The organism is Streptomyces malaysiensis subsp. malaysiensis (genome assembly GCF_040653035.1).
GTDB lineage: Bacteria > Actinomycetota > Actinomycetes > Streptomycetales > Streptomycetaceae > Streptomyces > Streptomyces malaysiensis.
In genome coordinates, this window is the sequence record NZ_JBEZNG010000017.1 from 42,312 (window position 1) to 60,670 (window position 18,359).

Consider the following 18,359-nt stretch of genomic DNA (forward strand, 5'->3'; position numbering starts at 1 on the left):
ACCCGGACCGGCGTCAGACCGGGCTGGTGCGGCCGGCCGCCTCGGGACGGGCGACGGCCGCCTCATGGCGGGCGAGGAAGTCCGCGACCGATTCATCGCGACCGTAAGGACGCAGTATCCGGGCCGTGTCGTCGAGCATCCGGCGGATCCGCGACGACTTGACCTGGTCCAGCAGGCTCAGCGCCCGGCCCGCGGCGGCGGCGGCCGCGTCCGGCGCGCCCCCGGCCACCAGATCGCTCGCCAGCTCCGTGGTGAACAGCGCGATATTGCGGGTGAAGTGGGGGTTCTGGAGGGCGACCGCGCGCCGTGCGTGCTCCACGGCGCGCTGCCAATCGCCGAGCGCCGACCAGCACTGCGCCTCCAGCCCCTCCAACTCGGCCTCGCCGAAGAAGCTCATCCACTCGGGGTCGGCGTCGCAGGGCCCGCGCCCGAACAGCGTCCGGGCGCGCAGCAGCGCCCGCTCACAGCCGCCCCGGTCGGTCAGCCAGGCGAGCCCCCCGGCCTCGCGCAGCGCGAGCAGCGACAGCAGCCGTGGTGAGGCGAGCCGCTCGGCGACCCGCTGGGCCGCCTGTGCCGCCCGTACGGCCTCGCGGGGGCGTCCGGCGTCGCGGGCGAGGAAGGCGGTGTTGCAGAACGCGTGTGCCTCCAGGGCGGCGTCACCGGAGACGCGTGCGGTGGCCAGGGCCTCGGCGTAGTGGGACCGCGCGTCGGACAGCCGTCCGGAGTCATGGGCCAGCCAGCCCACCGAGATGGCCAGTTCACCGGCGCCCGTGCAGAGCCGCTCGGCGATCGAGCGGCTGTAGCCGCCCGCGTCGAGCAGTGCGTAGGCGGCGCTCAGCGGTTTGGCGGTGTGCGCGTAGAGGGGGTCGGCGCCGTGCCGGTCGTCCAGCACCCGGATCCGCCGTACGGCCTCCTCCACGGCGGCGGCCTCGGCCTCGCCCACTCGCCGCCCCGTCCGCTGAGGCGGCGTCCCAGCCCGGGGAGCGGCGGCCACGGCGGCGGCCGCCGCCCCACCGGCCACGAACGAGCGCCGTAGGAGTTCGCTCTCCTCGAAGATGTCGACGGTCCCCTCGCCCTCGGGCTCGGGGGCCCCGAGCCGCGGGCCGGGTACGGGGACAGGGACGAAGGGGGCGGAAGGGCACACGGGGCCGCGGGCTCCATGGCCGCGCACCGACTCCCGGGAGGCGAAGCCGAGATCCGTAAGGGTGCGGCCGGGGAACATATGGCGGAACACGCGCTCGTAGGCGTAGTTGGGGCAGCGGATCGCCCCTGACTCGACGCGGCCGATATAGCGGGCGTCGCAGGAGACCTGCTCGCCGATCTCACGGGCCGCACGGCGTACGGACGCCGCGAACTCGGAGGGCGAGAGCTGTCCGCGCAGCCGGCGGAACGCGGTGTTCGGCCGGGGCGGCGAGGGCTCTGGAAGCGGCGCCATCTGAGCCTCTCCCTTGGTGATGCCAGGTGGGCGGGGGAGAACCGTACCGGCCATGGGATCGGCGACACTCGGAGATTTCCGGCAAACGTTACATCCCTCCCATGATCTGCCATGAACTGCCATCCTTTACGGCGGCATTCGGCCGTAGCCGTTGACACCGCCGCGCGTTGAACCGGGTGCGACCCGATGAAGAGGGAGGCCGGAGTGGATATCAGCCGCTCACGGACGACTACCCAGCACCCCCAGCACCCCCAGCACGCTCAGCGCCAGGACTGCGATCTCGTCACCGTGCCCGCCCGGCAGGGGCTGGAGGCGGTGGACATCCTGCGTCGTGCGTGCGACGGCCTCGGTCCCGTCCTGCACGACAACGCCTGCGACACCCTCGGCTTCCTGGTCCCGCCCGGTACGGCGGACGGCTGGGACCTGCCGGGCTCGGCGTGCACCCAGACCTCCGGGCGCGGGATCCGGATAAATACCGGCTCCGGCACCGGCGCCCCCGCCGAAGCCGGAGACCCCCCGGCCGAAGCCCCCGCACCCGGCGACTTAGCGGCCGCGGCGGCCGGGGTCGAGGCGCCGCCGGGCACCGGCACGGGCTGGCTGGTGCCGCCCGACGCGGCGTACACGGTCGCCACCGACCCCGCCGAACTCCGGGCGGCGCTCGGCGAGGCGGCCCGCACGATCGAGGCCGTCGACCGCTGCCAGTGAACCCGGGTGACCGCCGCCGTCGGTGATGAGCACCGGCCATCGGCGGTGACCAGCCGCGTCCTCCACACCGGCGACCCGCTGTCAGTGGTGCGCCGCATACTGGGACACATGGCGAAAGGCACGAACAAGCGAGCCGCGCGCGGACGCGGAGCGGCACGGGGACGCGGCCCCGAGCCGGCCACCGCATCCGTCGACGGGGGGCTCGCCGAGCTCGTGCCGGACCGGGACCGGCCCCGCGGCTGGACGCTGCTGCTCGACGGCAAGCCGCAGTCGCATGTCGATCTCGACGACCCCGCCCATCTCGACTTCGAGTACCAGCGCAGATTCGGCCATATCGCCGATCTCGCCGCCCCTCCCGGCCGCCCGCTGCACGCGGTCCATCTGGGCGGCGGCGCCTTCACACTCGCCCGCTATATCGCGGCCGGCCGCCCCCGTTCCACCCAGCAGATCATCGAGATCGACGCCCCGCTCGTCCAGTTCGTCCGGCGTGAGCTGCCGCTGGACCCCGGCGACCGGATACGGGTGCGCGGCGCGGACGCGCGGACGGGGCTCGCCAAGGTGCCCGACGGCTGGGCGGATCTGATCGTCGCGGATGTCTTCAGCGGGGCCCGCACCCCCGCCCATCTCACCAGTGTGGAGTTCCTCGCCGAGGTGCGGCGCGCCCTGCGCCCGGATGGGTTCTACGCCGCGAATCTCGCCGACGGCCCGCCGCTGGCCCATCTCAAGGCCCAGATCGCCACCGCCCGCGCCGTGTTCGCCGAGGTGTGTCTGACCGCCGACCCCGCCCTGTTGCGCGGCCGCCGCTTCGGCAACGCCGTGCTGCTTGCCGCCGACCGCGAACTGCCGTTGGCCGAGCTCACCCGGCGCGCCGCGGGCGATCCGTACCCCGCCCGGGTGGAACACGGCCGTGCGCTCACGGACTTCACCGGTGGCGCGGCCCCGGTCACCGACGCGACCGCCGCTCCCTCCCCGGCCCCGCCGCCCGCCGTCTTCACCTGACCTGACTCGACCTGACCTGACCTGACTCGACCTGAGGCGGACCGGAACGGAGCGGAGCGGACCGGAGGGTGCCGAGCGGAGGTGCGCGGAGCGCTCAGTGCTCGTCGATGCGGACCTTGGGCGGGCCGTCGTGCCAGGTGCAGAAGATCGTGGTGGTGTCGGCCCCGGAGACGAAGTCCACCCGGATCCACTCGCTCTGCTTCCACACCTGCATCTGCCATCCGCCGTCCGGTGTGGCCGATACCAGCTCCGCCGATGCCGCCCGGATGTCGAAGACCGCCCGGCCGCCCTTGGCCGGATAGCTGCGGACCTCGCCGCTCTCCTCCGGCCGCGCCGACTCCCGCCGGGTCGGTGCCTGGGTCGGCTTCCGGGTGCCCCCGGCCGAACCGGACCCCGTCTTCCCGTCTCCATCGGCTCCCTCGGCTCCCTCGGCTCCCTCGTTGTCCGACCCGGGGCGCGAAGGCGAAGACGGGGCGGACGGTGAAGTCGCGGCGGGCGAAGGGGGTTTGGGCCGATGCGTCGAGGAGGACCAGGCCCCGCTCGCCGAGCGGGAGCCGTCCGTGATCGGCAGCGCCCGCGGCGGATCGTAGGCCGTACCGGTCAGCACTGTCCGCACGCCGTACCACGACAGCGTGACCGCGGCGCCGGTCGCCAGCACCCACGCCAGACATTGGACCAGACCTCTTTGCATCTTCCTCATCTTGCCTCACCCGAATGGCGTACGGTGCCGGTCATGGCAAGTGTGCTCGTGGTCGAGGACGACCAGTTCGTACGCTCAGCCCTCATACGGCAGTTGACCGAGGCGTCCTATACCGTGCGCAGCGTCGGCACCGCCCTGGAGGCATTGCGCGAGGTGGCGCAGATCGGGTTCGACGTCGTCATCCTGGACCTCGGCCTCCCCGATCTGGACGGGGCGGAGGCGCTCAAGATGCTGCGGGGCATCACCGATGTGCCGGTCATCGTGGCCACCGCCCGTGACGACGAGGCCGAGATCGTCCGGCTGCTCAACGACGGCGCCGACGACTACCTGGTCAAACCGTTCTCCGTGGCCCATCTCTCGGCCCGGATGACCGCGGTGCTGCGCCGTGCGCGCGGCGGCGGGGCGGGGGAGCCGGGCGGTGCGGCGGCGCTCCCCACGGTGCTCCGGGTCGGTGGGCTGGCCGTCGATCCACTGCGCCGCCAGGCCCAGTTGGACGGGGTGACGCTCGATCTGACCCGGCGCGAGTTCGATCTGCTGGCCTATCTCGCCGGGCGGCCCGGTGTCGTCGTACCGCGCAGGGAGCTCCTCGCCGAGGTCTGGCGCCAGGCGTACGGGGACGACCAGACCATAGACGTCCATTTGTCATGGCTGCGCCGCAAGCTGGGCGAGACCGCCGCCCGGCCGCGCTACCTCCACACGCTGCGCGGGGTCGGCGTCAAACTGGAGCCACCGGCGGAGCACACGTGAGATGGGCCCTGGTCAAGGTCTGCCTGGCCGTCACCGCGATGGTCGTGGTGGCCTTCGCCGTCCCGCTCGGCCTCGTCGTCAAGGAGCTGGCCCGGGACCGGGCGTTCGCCGACGCCGAGCGGCAGGCCGCCACCATCGGCCCGGCGCTCGCCATCACCACCGAGCGGGCGCGGCTCCAGCGCGCGGTCGCCAGCACCCAGGCGGGCGGGGACGGCCGGATGGCGGTGCATGTCCCGGATGATCCGGGCGAGCCGGGCAGCGGCTACGACCTCGGCAAGAGCCGTGCGCCCAAGGGCGAGCTGACCACCGCGCGGCGGCTCGGCCGCGCCTCGGTGTCCGATGCCCCCGGGGGCTACGCACTGCTCCAGCCGACCGCGCTGAGCAGCGGTCAGGTCGCGGTCGTGGAGGTGTATGTGCCGCGTGCCCTGGTCACCAGCGGGGTGACCACGTCCTGGCTGGTGCTGGCGGGCGTGGGCCTCGCGCTGATCGTGGGCGCGGTCGCCATCGCCGACCGGCTCGGCACCCGGCTGGTGCGCCCGGCCGGGCAGCTCGCCGAGGCCGCCCACGACCTGGGCCGGGGCGAGCTCGGGGTGCGCGTCCCGGAGGACGGCCCGGCCGAACTCCGGGCGGCCGCCACCGCGTTCAACTCCATGGCCGACCAGGTGGTCCAACTGCTGGCCAGCGAGCGTGAGCTGGCCGCCGACCTCTCCCACCGGCTGCGTACCCCGCTCACCGTGCTGCGGCTCAACGCCGCCTCGCTGGGCGAGGGACCCGCGGCCGAGCAGACCCGCGCCGCCGTGGCCAAGCTGGAGCGCGAGGTCGACCAGATCATCCGCACCGCGCGCCAGCAGAAGACGCACACCCCCTCCGGCTGTGACGCCTCCGAGGTGATCCGGGAGCGGATGGAGTTCTGGTCCGCGCTCGCCGAGGACGAGGACCGTACGGTGCGGCTGGCCGGGGTCGACCGGACCGTACGGGTGCCGGTCGCCCGCCCCGAACTCGGCGCGGCCCTGGACGCCCTGCTCGGCAATGTCTTCCGGCACACGCCCGAGGGCACCGCGTTCGCGGTGGACGTCCACGATGGTGGGGACGCCAGCAATTCAGTGATCATCCTGGTCTCCGACGCGGGCCCCGGGATCGCCGACCCGGACGCGGCGCTCCGCCGCGGCCACGGCGACGGCGGCCCCGGCTCGACCGGCCTCGGGCTGGACATCGTGCGCCGGGTCGCGGAGTCCACGGGCGGCGATCTGCGGATCGGACGGTCGGTGCTGGGCGGCACCGAGGTACGGGTGTGGCTCTCGCTGAACGGCGGCGGCCTCGCCGGCCCGGGGCAGCGGCGGCGCGGCCGTAAGAAGAGGACCCGTGGCCGTACTAGGGAGCCCGCGGAGCATTAATCGCCGCCGATGGGTTCCTTAAGGCAGCCATAAGATCCGTGGCCGGTGCACGGATCCTGCCGTTTGTCCGACTTCCCCTCGCTAGCGTGTCGCCCGCACCATCTCCCCCCACATCCGTACAGCGAAGGCAGGCACCTGATGAGCAGTACGCACCGTCGCATGACAAACCGGACCACCAAGGTGATCGGCGTGACCGCCGCCGCCGTCCTGGCCGGTGGCACGGCGTTCGCGCTCAGCGGGGCGGCGAACGCGGGAACCGTCTCCGAGAAGCCCGCCGCGGCGGCGGCCGGCGGCTTCGCCCCGTACATCGACACCTCGCTCTACCCCGCCTACGACATGGTGGGCGCCGCCGAGAAGACCGGCGTCAAGCAGTTCAACCTCGCCTTCATCACCTCCGGTGGCGGCTGTACCCCCAAGTGGGGCGGCGTCACCGAGGTCGGCGACAACGAGGTGGCCAACCAGACCGAGAAGCTGCGGGCGGCCGGCGGTGACGTCCGGGTCTCCTTCGGCGGTGCCTCCGGCTCCGAACTGGGTCTGGCCTGCACCTCGGCCGACGAGCTCGCCGCGGCCTACGGCAAGGTCGTGGACGCCCTCAAGCTCACCAAGGTGGACTTCGACATCGAGGGCAGCGCGCTTCCGAACAAGGAGGCCAACACCCGCCGCGCCCAGGCCATCGCCAAGCTCCAGGAGCAGCATTCGGACCTGGACGTCTCCTTCACCCTGCCGGTGCTCCCGACCGGTCTCACCCAGGACGGTGTGGACCTCGTCGCCGACGCCAAGAAGAACGGGGTGAAGGTCTCCTCCGTCAACATCATGGCGATGGACTACGGCGCCTCCTTCGACGGCGACATGGGCCAGTACGCCATCGACGCCGCCACCGCGACCCAGGGCCAGATCAAGGAGGCCCTCGGGCTGAGCGACGACGAGGCGTGGAAGGCCGTCGCGGTCACCCCGATGATCGGCGTCAATGACGTCAAGAACGAGATATTCAAGGTCGACGACGCCTCCCAGCTGGTGGAGTTCGCCAAGTCCAAGGGGCTGGCGTGGCTGTCGATGTGGTCCGCGACCCGCGACAAGCAGTGCCCGAGCCCGCAGGACACCGCGTCGCCGACGTGCAGCTCGATCGACCAGGAGGAGTTCGCCTTCGCCAAGGCGTTCGCCGCCTACAACAGCTGACAGCCGCTACAGCTGACAGCCGCAATAGCTGACAGCAGCGACGGCTGACATCGGGGCGGCCCCACACCGCCCGTCGGCCGCATAAAGCCCCACATCACCCACCCCCCACGGCACCCCCCACACGGCGGGGCGCGGACGGAATCCCCCACCGCCGCGCCCCGCCGTTTCCGTCGCCCCATGGCCATCGGGCGCTCATAGTGCAAGGACCCCTAAGGCCGCTGGGGTTCCTCGGCCCGCTCCGCCTCCTCATGCTCCTCGTGCTCCGCCACCTGCTCCTTCGTGGGCTTGGCGATCTGGCCGTTGAGGCCGAAGTAGCTCCGGGACAGCGAGACGCGCAGCCGGTCCTTGAAGGGGATCTTGCGGACGACCCCGGCCTCGTCGACCGATGGCGGCAGCTCCAGCGGCTCGTACTGCTCGTACGCGCTCAGCGTGTACTTCTCCGCCGGTGTCAGCGGCTCATGCACTTCGAGGTACTCGCCGTGCGGCAGCCGCTGGATGATGCCGGTCTCGCGGCCGTGCAGCAGTCTCTCCCGGTCCTTGCGCTGGAGGCCGAGACAGACCCGCTTGGTGATGATGAAGACCACGACCGGCACCACGAAGAAGCCGATCCGGGCGGCCCAGGTGATCGCGTTGATCGACAGATGGAAGTGGGTCGCGATGAGGTCATTGCCGCCGCCCGCCAGCAGCACCGCGTAGAGGGCGGCCCAGGCGGCGCCGAAGGCGGTGCGGGTCGGGGCGTTGCGCGGGCGCTGGTTCAGATGGTGCTCGCGGTGGTCCCCGGTGATCCACGCCTCCAGGAACGGATAGAGCCAGATGACCAGCAGCACCGTGGGGAAGACCAGGAACGGGATCAGCACCCCGAGCACCAGGGTGTGGCCCCAGAGGTTGATCTCCCAGCCCGGCATCAGCCGGATCAGCCCTTCGGAATAGCCCATGTACCAGTCCGGCTGGGCGTCGGTGGAGACCTGGTCGGGCCGGTAGGGGCCATAGGCCCACACCGGATTGATCTGGGCGATGGCCGACATCAAAGTCGTGACGCCGAAGACCAGGAAGAAGAAACCGCCGGACTTGGCCACATAGATCGGCCACAGGGGCGGCCCCACGATATTCATGTTCTTCTTGCCGGGCCCCGGGTGATGGGTGTGCTTGTGGTAGACGAGCAGGATCATATGGAGCGCCAGCAGCCCGAGCATGATGCCCGGAATCAGCAGTACATGCACGGTGAACAGCCGTGGCACGATCGACTCTCCCGGGAATTGGCCGCCGAAGAAGAAGAACGACAGATAGGTGCCGACGATCGGAATCGACAGGATCGCGCCTTCCATGAAGCGCAGACCGGTGCCGGACAGCAGATCGTCGGGCAGTGAATAGCCCATGAATCCGTCGAACATCCCCAGAATCAGCAGACCGGCGCCGGAGAGCCAGTTGATCTCGCGGGGTTTGCGGAAGACGCCGTTGAAGAACGTCCGCATCATATGGGCGAGCATGCTGGCGATGAAGACGATCGCCGCCCAGTGGTGGACCTGCCGCATCAGCAGTCCGCCGCGCACATCGAAGCTGATGTTCAGCGTGGACTCGTACGCCTGCGACATGCGGATGCCGTTCAGCGGTGTCCACCGGCCGTTGTAGACCACCTCGTTCATCGCCGGTTTGAAGAACAGGGTCAGATAGACGCCGGTCAGAATGATGATGACAAATGTATAGAGGGCGATCTCACCGATCAGGAAGGACCAGTGGTCGGGGAAGACCTTGCGCAGATTGGCCTTGGCCATCTTGAACAGGCCCACCCGGCCGTCGAACCAGCCGGCGAGGGCCTCGCCTTTTCCGGCGGGCGCGCGCCGACCGGATCCCTCATCGCGGAACCTCTGCCGGCGCTCCGGAAATGCTCTCATGTCTCTATGGGTTTACCAGGCATTCCCCCGCGGTGACGGCGCCCTTCCGCCGGGTGGATCAGGGTGTAATCCCTTTGAAGGAAGAAGGCGTCCGCCCGGTTGCGCCCGTGCCCGCGTATCCACTGCCGTCCGCGGCGCCGCCCGCCCCCCAGCGGGCGGCGCCGCGGACGTGGGTCCCGTTACGCCGAGGGGAGCTCTCCGGTGCGAGCCACCTGGGCGTACCAGCGGGCACTGGACTTCGGCACCCGGGTCTGCGTCGGGTAGTCGACGTAGACCGCGCCGAAGCGCTTGCTGTAGCCGTACGCCCATTCGAAGTTGTCCATCAGCGACCACAGGAAATAGCCGCGCAGATCGGCGCCGTCCGCGATGGCCTGGTGGGCGACGGCCAGATGGTCCCGGAGGTAGTCGACCCGCCGCGGGTCGTGGACCGCGCCCTCCGCGTCCGGCTTGTCGTCGAACGCGGCGCCGTTCTCGGTGATGTACAGCGGTACGCCCGGGGCCTCACGGCTGTAGCGCATCAGCAGGTCGTGCAGTCCGGTCGGGTCGATCGTCCAGCCCATCTCGGTGCGCTCGCCCGCGGTCTGGTGGAAGGCCACCTGCTCCGAGCCGGGCCAGGGGGAGTGGGCGCTGGCGCCGTGGCCGTCGTGACGGGCGGGCGAGTCGGCGCTGTCGGTGCCTGCTGATACCAATGACGGTGTGTAGTAGTTGATGCCCAGCGCGTCCAGGGGGTGCTTGATGACGGCCAGATCGCCGTCGCGGACGAACGACCAGTCGGTGATCGAGGCGGTGTCCTTGATCAGGTCGCTGGGGTACGCACCGCGCAGCAGCGGACCGGTGAAGACGCGATTGGCCAGCGCGTCGATACGCCGCTGGGCGTCCAGGTCCTCGGGCTTGTCGGTGAGCGGCCGGACCACGGCCGGGTTGAGGCTGATGGCGAGCTGGGCGCGGGCGGGGAGCGCGGCGCGCAGCGCCTGGGCGCCGAGGCCATGGGCGAGGTTCAGATGGTGGGCGGCGCGCAGCGGGGCCAGCCGCTCGGTGCGGCCCGGGGCGTGCACCCCCGAGCCATAGCCCAGGAAGGCGCTGCACCACGGCTCGTTGAGGGTGGTCCAGAACTCGACGCGGTCGCCGAGCGCCCCCGCCACGATGCCCGCGTACTCGGCGAATCGCTCGGCGGTCTCGCGCTCCGGCCAGCCGCCCGCGTTCTCCAGCTCCTGGGGGAGGTCCCAGTGGTAGAGGGTGAGCACCGGCTGGATGCCCGCGCCCAGCAGCTCGTCCACCAGCGAGCGGTAGAAGTCGAGCCCGCGCTGCACGGCCGGTCCCCGGCCGGTGGGCTGCACCCGTGACCAGGACACCGAGAAGCGGTACGCCCCCAGGTTCAGCTCCGCCATGAGCCGGACGTCCTCGCGGAAGCGGTGGTAGTGGTCGACGGCCACATCGCCGGTATCACCGGCGAGCACCCTGCCTGGCGTATGGCTGAAGGTGTCCCAGATGGATGGAGTGCGGCCGTCCTCCTGGGCGGCCCCCTCGACCTGATAGGCGGCCGAGGCAGCGCCCCACAGGAATCCGGGCGGGAAGGTAAGAGACATGGAAGCGCTCCCATTCGAGGTCGTGGGGGAGGAGGGGAAACGGGGAGGGAGGACGGACTGGTGGTCGCGGGCGGCTCAGCCCTTGACCGCGCCCTGCATGATGCCCCCCACAATCTGCTTGCCGAAGAGTACGAAGGCGATCAGCAGCGGCAGGGTGCCCAGCAGCGCCCCCGCCATGATCAGTGACTGATCCGGGGTGTATCCACGGCTGAGACCGGTCAATGCCACCTGCATGGTCGGGTTGCCGTTCTGCGTGAGCGCGATGAACGGCCAGAAGAAGTCGTTCCAGGATTGGACGAAGGTGAGCATCCCCAGCACCGCCATCGCCGGACGCGCCGCCGGGAAGACGACATGCCAGATGATCCGCAGGCTGCTCGCGCCGTCCATCCGCGCCGCCTCGATCAGCTCGGTCGGCAGCGCCTGGGAGAGGTACTGCCGCATGAAGAAGACCCCGAAGGCGCTGACGAGCGTCGGCACGATGACCGCCTGGAGCTGGTCGGTCCACTCCAGCTTGGCCACCATCATGTACAGCGGCACCACGCTGAGCTGGGGCGGCACCATCATCGTCCCGATGGTGAGCATCAGCAGGATGTTCTTGAAGCGGAAGCGCAGCTTGGCGAAGGCGAAGCCGGCGATGGTCGAGAACAGCACGGTCGACGCCGCGACCGTGCCCGCCACCACCGTCGTGTTGAGCAGCGCGGTGCCCATGTGGGCGCCGTTCCACGCCTTGTCCAGATTGTTGAAGAGGTTGCCGCCGAACCACAGGGGAGGAGGTGTCTGGGCCAGCCTGGTGTTGGTGCGGGAGGCGGCGATGGCCGTCCACACCAGCGGGAAGAGCGAGCCGACGGTGAACAGGATCAGCACGGCGTAGGTGATCTTGCCCCCGTGCAGCTGCCTGCCCGCTCGGCCGCGGCCCTTTCCACCGTGTGGAGCGGTGCGCACGGGAGCCGCCGGATCGCGTGTCCGCCGGGAAGAGACAGTGATGCTCATGGTTCTCCTCGTCTCCCTCACTGGCTCTTTCGCAGCCGTCGCGCGAACAGCGCGTTGGCCGCGGCGATCAGCAGCAGGATCAGGAACATCGTCCAGGCGATGGCGGAGGCCCGGCCGAGGTGCAGATTCACCCAGCCCTGTTCGTACATGTACAGGCCGAGCGTCTGGTACTGGTGATCGGCGCCGCCGGTGGCCGTCCCCGCGGTGTTGAACAGCAGCGGCTCACCGAAGAGCTGGGTGGCCCCGATCGTGGAGACGACGACCGTGAAGAGGATGGTGGGCCGCAGCGACGGGACGGTGACATGCAGGAACTGCTTCCAGCGCGAGGCCCCGTCCAGCGCCGCCGACTCGTACAGATCGTTCGGCACGGCCTGCATGGCGGCCAGGTAGATCAGCGCGTTGTAGCCGGTCCACCGCCAGATGACGATCGTGGAGACCGCGATCTGCGAGGTCCAGCTGCCGTTCTGCCAGTCGATGCCGTCCAGCCCGACCAGCCCCAGCGACCAGTTGACCATGCCGTAGTCACGCCCGAAGAGCAGCGCGAACACCAGCGTGGCGGCAGCGACGGAGGTGGCGTACGGGGTGAGGATCGCCACCCGGAAGAACATCGAGGCGCGCAGCCGGTAGTTGAGCAGATGCGCGATCCCGAGAGCCATCATCAGCTGGGGAACGGTGGAGATCACCCCGATGGTGAAGGTGTTCCGCAGCGCCTTCCAGAAGAACTCGTCTTCCCACAGCCTGGAGAAGTTGTGCCATCCCGCCCACTCCATATGGGTGGGGTCGGTGAGCTCCACCTGGTGCAGCGAGGCCCACCCCGTGTAGAGCAGGGGAAAGAGGCCGAAGGCGGCGAAGAAGATGAAGAAGGGGGCGACGAAGGCGTACGGGCTCCATCGCACATCCCAGCGGTAGCGGCGGCTGCGCCGGTCGCGACGCCGCTGCTCGGCCGGGTCGGGCGCCTGCGCGGTCGCGGCGCGCGGGGCCGCGCCCCCCTGCCCTGCGGGGGGCGCGGCCGTATCAGGGGTAAAACCGGAGGTTGCTGTCATATCCGGGTCACTGATCCAGCGCGTTGTCGTTCGTCTTGATCGCGGCCTTCCAGCCCTCGGCGGCGGACTTGCCCTGCTGGTCGACCTGGAGCAGGCCGACATCGACGAAGTTCTGCTTGATGACGGCGTCCTTCGGGCCCAGGACCTGCGTCGGGCTGTCCTTCGCGGCCTCGGAGAAGATCTTGCCGATGGGCGCGTTGTTGAAGTACGGGAGCTTGGCGTCGGCCACCTGGGGCAGGTCGTACGCGGCCTGGGCGCTGGGGAAGCTCGCCTGCTTCTCGAAGAGCTTGGCCTGCTGCTCGGGCGCGGTCAGCCAAGTGGCCAGCTTGACCGCCTCGTCCTTGTTCTTCGCCGCCTGCGGCACGGAGAGGAAGGAGCCGCCCCAGTTGGCGGGCTTGGGGGCGGCGGCGACGTCCCACTTGCCGCTGTACTTGTCCCCGGCGTACTCCTTGATCTGGCCGAGCATCCAGGCCGGGCAGGAGGCGGTGGCGAACTTGCCGTTGGCGAGCGCCTGCTGCCAGGGCTTGGTGAACTCCTGGAGCCCGGCGGAGAGCTTGGACGCGGACGCGTCGGTCGCCAGCTTCCACGCCTTCTTGACGGCCGGGTTGTCCTTGTAGATGGGCTTCCCGCTCTTGTCGTAGTAGACCTCGGAACCGCCGGAGACCGCCGCGTTGAACAGTCCGCCGGCCGAGTCCAGGAACGCGGCTCCGCCCGGCGCCTTCTTCGCGAAGTCCTTGCCGGCGTTGAGGTACTTCTGCCAGTCGCCCGCCCAGAGCTTGGAGACCGCGGCGCGGTCGGTCGGGAGCCCGGCCTGCTGGAAGAGGTCCTTGCGGTAGCAGATCGCCATCGGGCCCACGTCCGTGCCGAGGCCGATCGTCTTTCCGTCCTTGGCGGTGGCCTGCGCCCACTTCCAGTCGAGGAAGTTTTCCTTTTTGACGCCGTCCGCCTTCGAAAGATCAACGAACTTGTCGGCCTGGGTGGTGGTGACCTCATTGATGTTGCCGACCTCGACCGCCTGGATGTCGGCGAGCCCGCTGCCCGAGCCGAGGTGGGTCAGCAGCTGCGGGTAGTAGTTCGACGCCGGGTCGATCACATTTTCTTCGATCTTGATATTGGGGTGCAGCTTCGTGTACTCGTCATAGAGCCCGGCCTGCTTGAAACCCATGACGCCGTACGTGCCGACCGTCACGACCGTCTTGCCCTTGCTGTCACCGCCGCCGGACGAGCCGGCGGATCCGTCGTCGCCGTCGTCGGCGCAGCCGCTGAGCAGTCCGGCTCCTAGAGCGGCGACGGCCGCGAGGACCACGGCTCTGCCGCGGTGACTACCAGTGCTCCTGCGCATTCCGTCCTCCTAGCGCCCCGCCCTACGGCTCCGGCCGAAAGGTGGTGATTTGCGACTCTTTAAGATGCATCGAGCCGGGCGGGTATCGTGCGGGTTATGTATGGCTTTATGGCTCAGGTACGGTGGGAGCGCTCCCAGCTGTGATGTGTTGAAGGGTCGCGGCTCTCCGCTGGGGTGTCAAGGGAGTACGCGAAACCAGTTCCCGAAACGACACTGCTGTTGAATGTCCCCGCAGCCGCCCATTTGGGGGGTTGCTGCTGGGTACGGACGGCTGGAGGCGCGATATGGCAGGAACGCGGCGGCATGGCGCGGGGCGGGGACGGCCGACCCTCGAGGAAGTGGCGGCCCGCGCCGGAGTCGGCCGTGGCACCGTCTCCCGGGTGATCAACGGTTCGCCCCGGGTCAGCGACCGCACCCGCACGGCCGTGGAGCAGGCCGTCGCCGAGCTCGGCTATGTGCCGAACCGGGTGGCCCGCGCGCTCGCCGCCAACCGCGCCGACGCCGTCGCCCTGGTCATACCCGAGCCCGAGACCCGGCTCTTCGCCGAGCCGTACTTCTCCGACATCATCCGCGGTGTCGGCGCCGAGCTCGCCGACACCGATCTCCAGCTGCTGCTGACCCTCATCCGCACCCCCAAGGAACGGCAGCGGCTCGCGGACTATCTCTCCGCGCACCGGGTCGACGGGGTGCTGCTGGTCTCCGTGCATGCGGATGATCCGCTTCCGGATCTGCTGGAGCAGATCGAGATGCCCGCGGTGCTCAGCGGGCGCCGCTCGGCGCATGAAACGGTTCCATACGTCGACTCGGACAACACCGGGGGCGCCCAGTCCGCCGTGGAGCACCTCATCGGCCGCGGCCGCTCGACGGTCGCCACCATCACCGGCCCGCTGGACATGTATGTCGCGCAGTGCCGCCTGGAGGGCTACAGCGCCGCGGTCCGGGCGGCGGGCCGGGAGGTGGATCCCGGGCTGGTGGCCTCCGCGGACTTCACCGAGGAGGGCGGCCGCAGCGCGATGCGCCGGCTGCTCGACCAGCGCCCGGACCTGGACGCGATCTTCGCCGCCTCGGATGTGATGGCCGCGGGCGCCCGCCAGGTGCTGCGCGAGCACGGGCGCGGCGTCCCGGACGATGTCGCGATGGTCGGCTTCGAGGACTCGGCCGTCGCCCGCCATATGGACCCTCCGCTCACCAGCGTCCGCCAGGCCACGGAGGAGATGGGCCGGGCGATGGTGCGGGTGCTGCTGGAGGAGATCGAGGGGCTGTCGGACCGCACCTCCAAACGGCCGCAGGTGGTGCTTCCCACCCAGCTGGTGCGGCGGGAGTCGTCCTGAGGATACGGCTTGCGCCCCGGGGTGTCGGGGCCTTCCGGCCGGAACACCTCCCGGCAGTGGCCGGGGGAGGGCCGAGGCGCCCCGGCGGGGGCACCTCCCGGCGGTGGCCGGAGGAGAGCCGAGCCCCGTGAAGAAGGGGCCGGTGGACGCGGAGGAAGGCGTCCACCGGCCCCGGATTTCAGGGGACGGGTCGTGCGGTTACAGCGCCGGGTAGGCGTTCTTCAGCAGCTCCTGGAACTGGGCCGAGAACCAGTGGCCCGACACCGGAGCGTTCGCCAGCGCGCCCGACGGGTTGTTGCCGTTGCGCGGGTTGCCGGTGTACGTCGGGTCGCACATCCGGTCGAAGCCCTTGCCCTCGTCGTTCGGGATCTCGGAGCTCGACCCGTCGGACTCGCCCGGGGGCTTCATCCACACATACGCGTCGATCCCGGAGGCGGGTGCCGCCTTGGGCCGCTCACCGAGCCCGGCGCCGGCCTGGTTGCACCAGTTGCCGATGTGGATGCGGCGGTCGTAGCGCCCGCCGTTGACGTAGGTGTCGACGTCCGTCTTCGCACCGGGGCCGCTGGGCCGGGCCGAGCCGCCCCAGCCGTTGCGGGAGGTGTCGATCAGCGCGCCGATGTTGCTCGGGAAGCCGACGTTGACCAGCTCCTGGCGGAACGCCTGGGCGAAGGAGAGCTCGTCCACGTACTTGTTCCAGTCCACCCACTTCGACTGGCGCACGGTGGTGCCGTTGACCGAGTCGTTGACGGTGAAGTTGTTCTCCTTGAGCGTGCTGTAGTTGGCCGTGTTGACGATGATGCCGGCCACCTTGTCGACCGTGCTGCCCTCGGCCGTCGCCGCCTCCTTGATCACCTGGGCGCTCGGGTTGAAGTTGTCGTCCCAGCCGATCCAGCCGTGGTGGCCGGCGTCCACGTAGTTGTAGACGTTGCCGATGGCACCCAGCTTGTTCAGGGCGTAGCCGACGCCCTTCACATAGTTGCCGTTGGCCTTCATGGTGTCGCACTGCGGGGTCGCGGTGGGGCGGCTGCCGGTGTTGGTGACCAGGTTGGGCAGCGAGTCGATCTCGATCGTGGTGACGATCCGCAGATTGGAGTTGGCGTACTTCGACTCGGAGAGGATCGACGCGATCGGGTCGATGAACTGCGTCTTGTACTTGTCGATCTCGGTCGGGCCCAGCTCGCCGTTGGACGCCAGTGCGGAGCAGTCACGGCCGGGCAGGTCGTAGACCACTAACTGGACGACGGTCGGGCTGCCGCCGGACTGCTGGAGCGCCTGGTCGAGGTGGGCGCGCAGCCCCATCGCGCCGCCGGTGCCGTTGATCGCGGCGATCCGGTCCAGCCAGATGCCGGTCGGCTGGTTGGAGATCTTGCTGCCGCCGGGTTCGGCGGCGGCCTTCGCCGACCAGTCGGGGTTCACATACACCTTGGCGCCCGAGTAGGGGTTGTCGACCTTCGCGGCGGCCGCCCTGCCGCTGTCCCCCTGGGCGGACGCCACGCCGGTCAGCGCCCCCATGGTCAGCGCGGAGGCGGCGAGCAGAGTGCCCGCCATTCGGATTCTGCGGCTCATTGCATTCCCTTCAGGTGATCGCGGAGTCCCACGCCGAAGTTGGTCGGCGTGCCGTTGTAGTCGCTGATCAGGGACGGCCCCGAGGAGCAGTCCCAGGTGTTCCAGGTCCACCCCAGATACGAGGCGCCCTTGGCGTCCAGCCAGGCCATGACCCGGTCGATATAGCCGTGGGAGCAGGTGTTCTCGCCGATCTCCCCCGCCACGAACGGGACCTGGGCGATGACCGGGGCCAGCTGTTCGTCGAAACAGCTCTCGCTGGAACAGGTGTTGAAGTTGTAGGTGTGCCAGGCGGCGGCGAGGTTGCCCGCCGGGTCGTCCGGCCGGTACGTGAGCCACTGGCGCAGATCGTTGGAATAGGCGACCCCCGGGATAAGGACCAGATTCCTGGCGCCGGTGGACCGTACGGCGTTCAGCAGGGTCTGCGTCCCGGCGACCCGGAAGTCGATTCCGGGGCAGTCGCCGCCGTCCCGCCAGCATGTCCACGCCGCCGTCGGGTCGGAGGTGGCGCGGTCCGGGAACGGCTCGTTGAACAGATCGAAGACCACGGCCTGGTCGCCTTTGAAGGTCTGGGCGACCGAGGTCCAGAACGCCGGGGTGTACTGCGCGTTCGGCATCGGCTTCTGGCAGGTGGCGTACTCGGTGTCGGGGCAGTGGCTGTCCCCTCCGGTGTATCTGCCGTGGGACCAGTGGAGTTCGACGATGGGTGTGATGCCATTGGCCTCCAGCCGGGCGACGAGTGCCTTGACCGCCGCGATGTAGTTGGCCCCTCCGTAGGCCGCGTCGATATGGGAAAGTCCCAGCCAGCACTCCTCGTTGAGCGGGACCCGGACCGCGTTGGCCTTCCAGCCCGCGATGGCCTTGATGGACGCGTCGTCCACCGGGCCGTCGAAGATGCCACGCCCCTGGACGCACATGAACTCACCGCCGGAGCGGTTGACGCCCAGCAGCCGCCGGGTGGCTCCGCTCTCGTCGACGAGCTTGTTGCCCGAGGCGCGGAGCTCCGGTGGTGCGGCGTTGGCGCGGAACGGCTTTGACGGCTGTGCCGACGCGTCGGCCGAAGCGGTCGTGGCCGGGCCGCCCGCCGCCGAGGCGGCGGCGGGCACCAAGGCGGTGCCCGCCACGGATAACACCGCGGCGGCCACCAAGGCATAAAGGCGCGGGGGTGCTCGCATGGAGCGACTCCTCGAGGTCCAAGCGCCGTTCGATACGGCGCAGACTGCTGGAACCGCTCCCACTGGTTGAGGTGACGGTAGCGCTCGACGGGCGCATGTCAACAGACCTCGTTCACGAATTATCGGTCGAAGGTGTCCGACGACCCGGTGTTGTTCAAAGACTTGACACTCCCTCAGGCTGACACGAACCTTGGGAGCGCTCCCACTGGTTCGCACATCCCCCACCACCGCACGAACCGCGAGGAGGTCCCCCGATGCGCGTACAGCGTGGCTCGCCCTTA

At 70.0% G+C, this 18,359-nt stretch carries 15 protein-coding genes; 6 read left to right on the plus strand and 9 right to left on the minus strand.

Annotated elements, in window-relative coordinates:
• Positions 1 to 13: 13 nt before the first annotated feature.
• Positions 14 to 1,435 (minus strand): NsdA family TPR-like regulatory protein, encoded by a 1,422-nt coding sequence (locus tag AB0E24_RS29235; RefSeq protein ID WP_359381422.1) that lies wholly within the window; start codon positions 1,433 to 1,435, stop codon positions 14 to 16.
• Between the two features lie 186 nt (positions 1,436 to 1,621).
• Between AB0E24_RS29235 and AB0E24_RS29240 the strand changes: the two genes are divergently transcribed.
• Entirely contained in the window at positions 1,622 to 2,140 is a 519-nt protein-coding gene (locus AB0E24_RS29240; RefSeq protein ID WP_359381425.1) for a hypothetical protein, read from the plus strand.
• Positions 2,141 to 2,248: 108 nt separating this feature from the next.
• The gene (locus tag AB0E24_RS29245) at positions 2,249 to 3,139 is read left to right on the plus strand and encodes a spermidine synthase (protein WP_069864189.1); all 891 of its coding nucleotides are present in this window, start codon (positions 2,249 to 2,251) and stop codon (positions 3,137 to 3,139) included.
• Positions 3,140 to 3,233: 94 nt separating this feature from the next.
• On the opposite strand, the gene AB0E24_RS29250 is transcribed toward AB0E24_RS29245, so the two are convergent.
• Positions 3,234 to 3,830, minus strand: a complete 597-nt coding sequence (locus AB0E24_RS29250) for a hypothetical protein (protein WP_359381428.1) — start codon at positions 3,828 to 3,830, stop codon at positions 3,234 to 3,236.
• 42 nt (positions 3,831 to 3,872) lie between these two features.
• Between AB0E24_RS29250 and AB0E24_RS29255 the strand changes: the two genes are divergently transcribed.
• From AB0E24_RS29255 to AB0E24_RS29265, 3 genes are all read left to right on the plus strand, one after another.
• Positions 3,873 to 4,586 (plus strand): response regulator transcription factor, encoded by a 714-nt coding sequence (locus tag AB0E24_RS29255; protein WP_173963286.1) that lies wholly within the window; start codon positions 3,873 to 3,875, stop codon positions 4,584 to 4,586.
• On the plus strand, positions 4,583 to 5,980 hold the full coding sequence (locus tag AB0E24_RS29260; protein WP_093701705.1) for a sensor histidine kinase: 1,398 nt from the start codon (positions 4,583 to 4,585) through the stop codon (positions 5,978 to 5,980). The genes AB0E24_RS29255 and AB0E24_RS29260 overlap by 4 nt, the downstream gene beginning before the upstream one ends.
• Before the next feature lie 159 nt (positions 5,981 to 6,139).
• Positions 6,140 to 7,156, plus strand: a complete 1,017-nt coding sequence (locus AB0E24_RS29265; RefSeq protein WP_231981441.1) for a chitinase — start codon at positions 6,140 to 6,142, stop codon at positions 7,154 to 7,156.
• A 209-nt stretch (positions 7,157 to 7,365) separates the two neighbouring features.
• On the opposite strand, the gene qcrB is transcribed toward AB0E24_RS29265, so the two are convergent.
• The 5 genes from qcrB to AB0E24_RS29290 all read right to left on the minus strand — a co-directional run bounded on the left by qcrB (position 7,366) and on the right by AB0E24_RS29290 (position 14,009).
• Positions 7,366 to 9,048: a cytochrome bc1 complex cytochrome b subunit gene (gene qcrB, locus AB0E24_RS29270; protein WP_069863932.1), complete on the minus strand. Its 1,683-nt coding sequence runs from the start codon at positions 9,046 to 9,048 to the stop codon at positions 7,366 to 7,368.
• 179 nt (positions 9,049 to 9,227) lie between these two features.
• Complete coding sequence (locus AB0E24_RS29275; RefSeq protein ID WP_079257760.1) at positions 9,228 to 10,634, minus strand: GH1 family beta-glucosidase; 1,407 nt, start codon at positions 10,632 to 10,634, stop codon at positions 9,228 to 9,230.
• A 75-nt stretch (positions 10,635 to 10,709) separates the two neighbouring features.
• The gene (locus AB0E24_RS29280) at positions 10,710 to 11,624 is read right to left on the minus strand and encodes a carbohydrate ABC transporter permease (RefSeq protein ID WP_087684217.1); all 915 of its coding nucleotides are present in this window, start codon (positions 11,622 to 11,624) and stop codon (positions 10,710 to 10,712) included.
• Between the two features lie 17 nt (positions 11,625 to 11,641).
• Positions 11,642 to 12,667 carry a carbohydrate ABC transporter permease gene (locus AB0E24_RS29285; protein ID WP_069863936.1) on the minus strand — a complete coding sequence of 342 codons (1,026 nt, stop codon included), beginning with the start codon at positions 12,665 to 12,667 and terminating at the stop codon, positions 11,642 to 11,644.
• 7 nt (positions 12,668 to 12,674) lie between these two features.
• Positions 12,675 to 14,009 carry an extracellular solute-binding protein gene (locus tag AB0E24_RS29290; protein WP_069863938.1) on the minus strand — a complete coding sequence of 445 codons (1,335 nt, stop codon included), beginning with the start codon at positions 14,007 to 14,009 and terminating at the stop codon, positions 12,675 to 12,677.
• A gap of 284 nt (positions 14,010 to 14,293) precedes the next feature.
• Between AB0E24_RS29290 and AB0E24_RS29295 the strand changes: the two genes are divergently transcribed.
• A complete protein-coding gene (locus tag AB0E24_RS29295) occupies positions 14,294 to 15,340 on the plus strand; it encodes a LacI family DNA-binding transcriptional regulator (protein ID WP_100807138.1) in 1,047 nt (348 codons plus the stop codon).
• 198 nt (positions 15,341 to 15,538) lie between these two features.
• Here the strand turns inward: AB0E24_RS29295 and AB0E24_RS29300 are convergent, their stop codons facing one another.
• Both AB0E24_RS29300 and AB0E24_RS29305 read right to left on the minus strand, forming a co-directional pair.
• Complete coding sequence (locus AB0E24_RS29300) at positions 15,539 to 16,906, minus strand: glycoside hydrolase family 6 protein (RefSeq protein ID WP_093702503.1); 1,368 nt, start codon at positions 16,904 to 16,906, stop codon at positions 15,539 to 15,541.
• Positions 16,903 to 18,078: a glycoside hydrolase family 5 protein gene (locus tag AB0E24_RS29305; RefSeq protein WP_359381438.1), complete on the minus strand. Its 1,176-nt coding sequence runs from the start codon at positions 18,076 to 18,078 to the stop codon at positions 16,903 to 16,905. Before AB0E24_RS29305 ends, AB0E24_RS29300 begins: the two co-directional genes overlap by 4 nt.
• Positions 18,079 to 18,359: the final 281 nt, after the last annotated feature.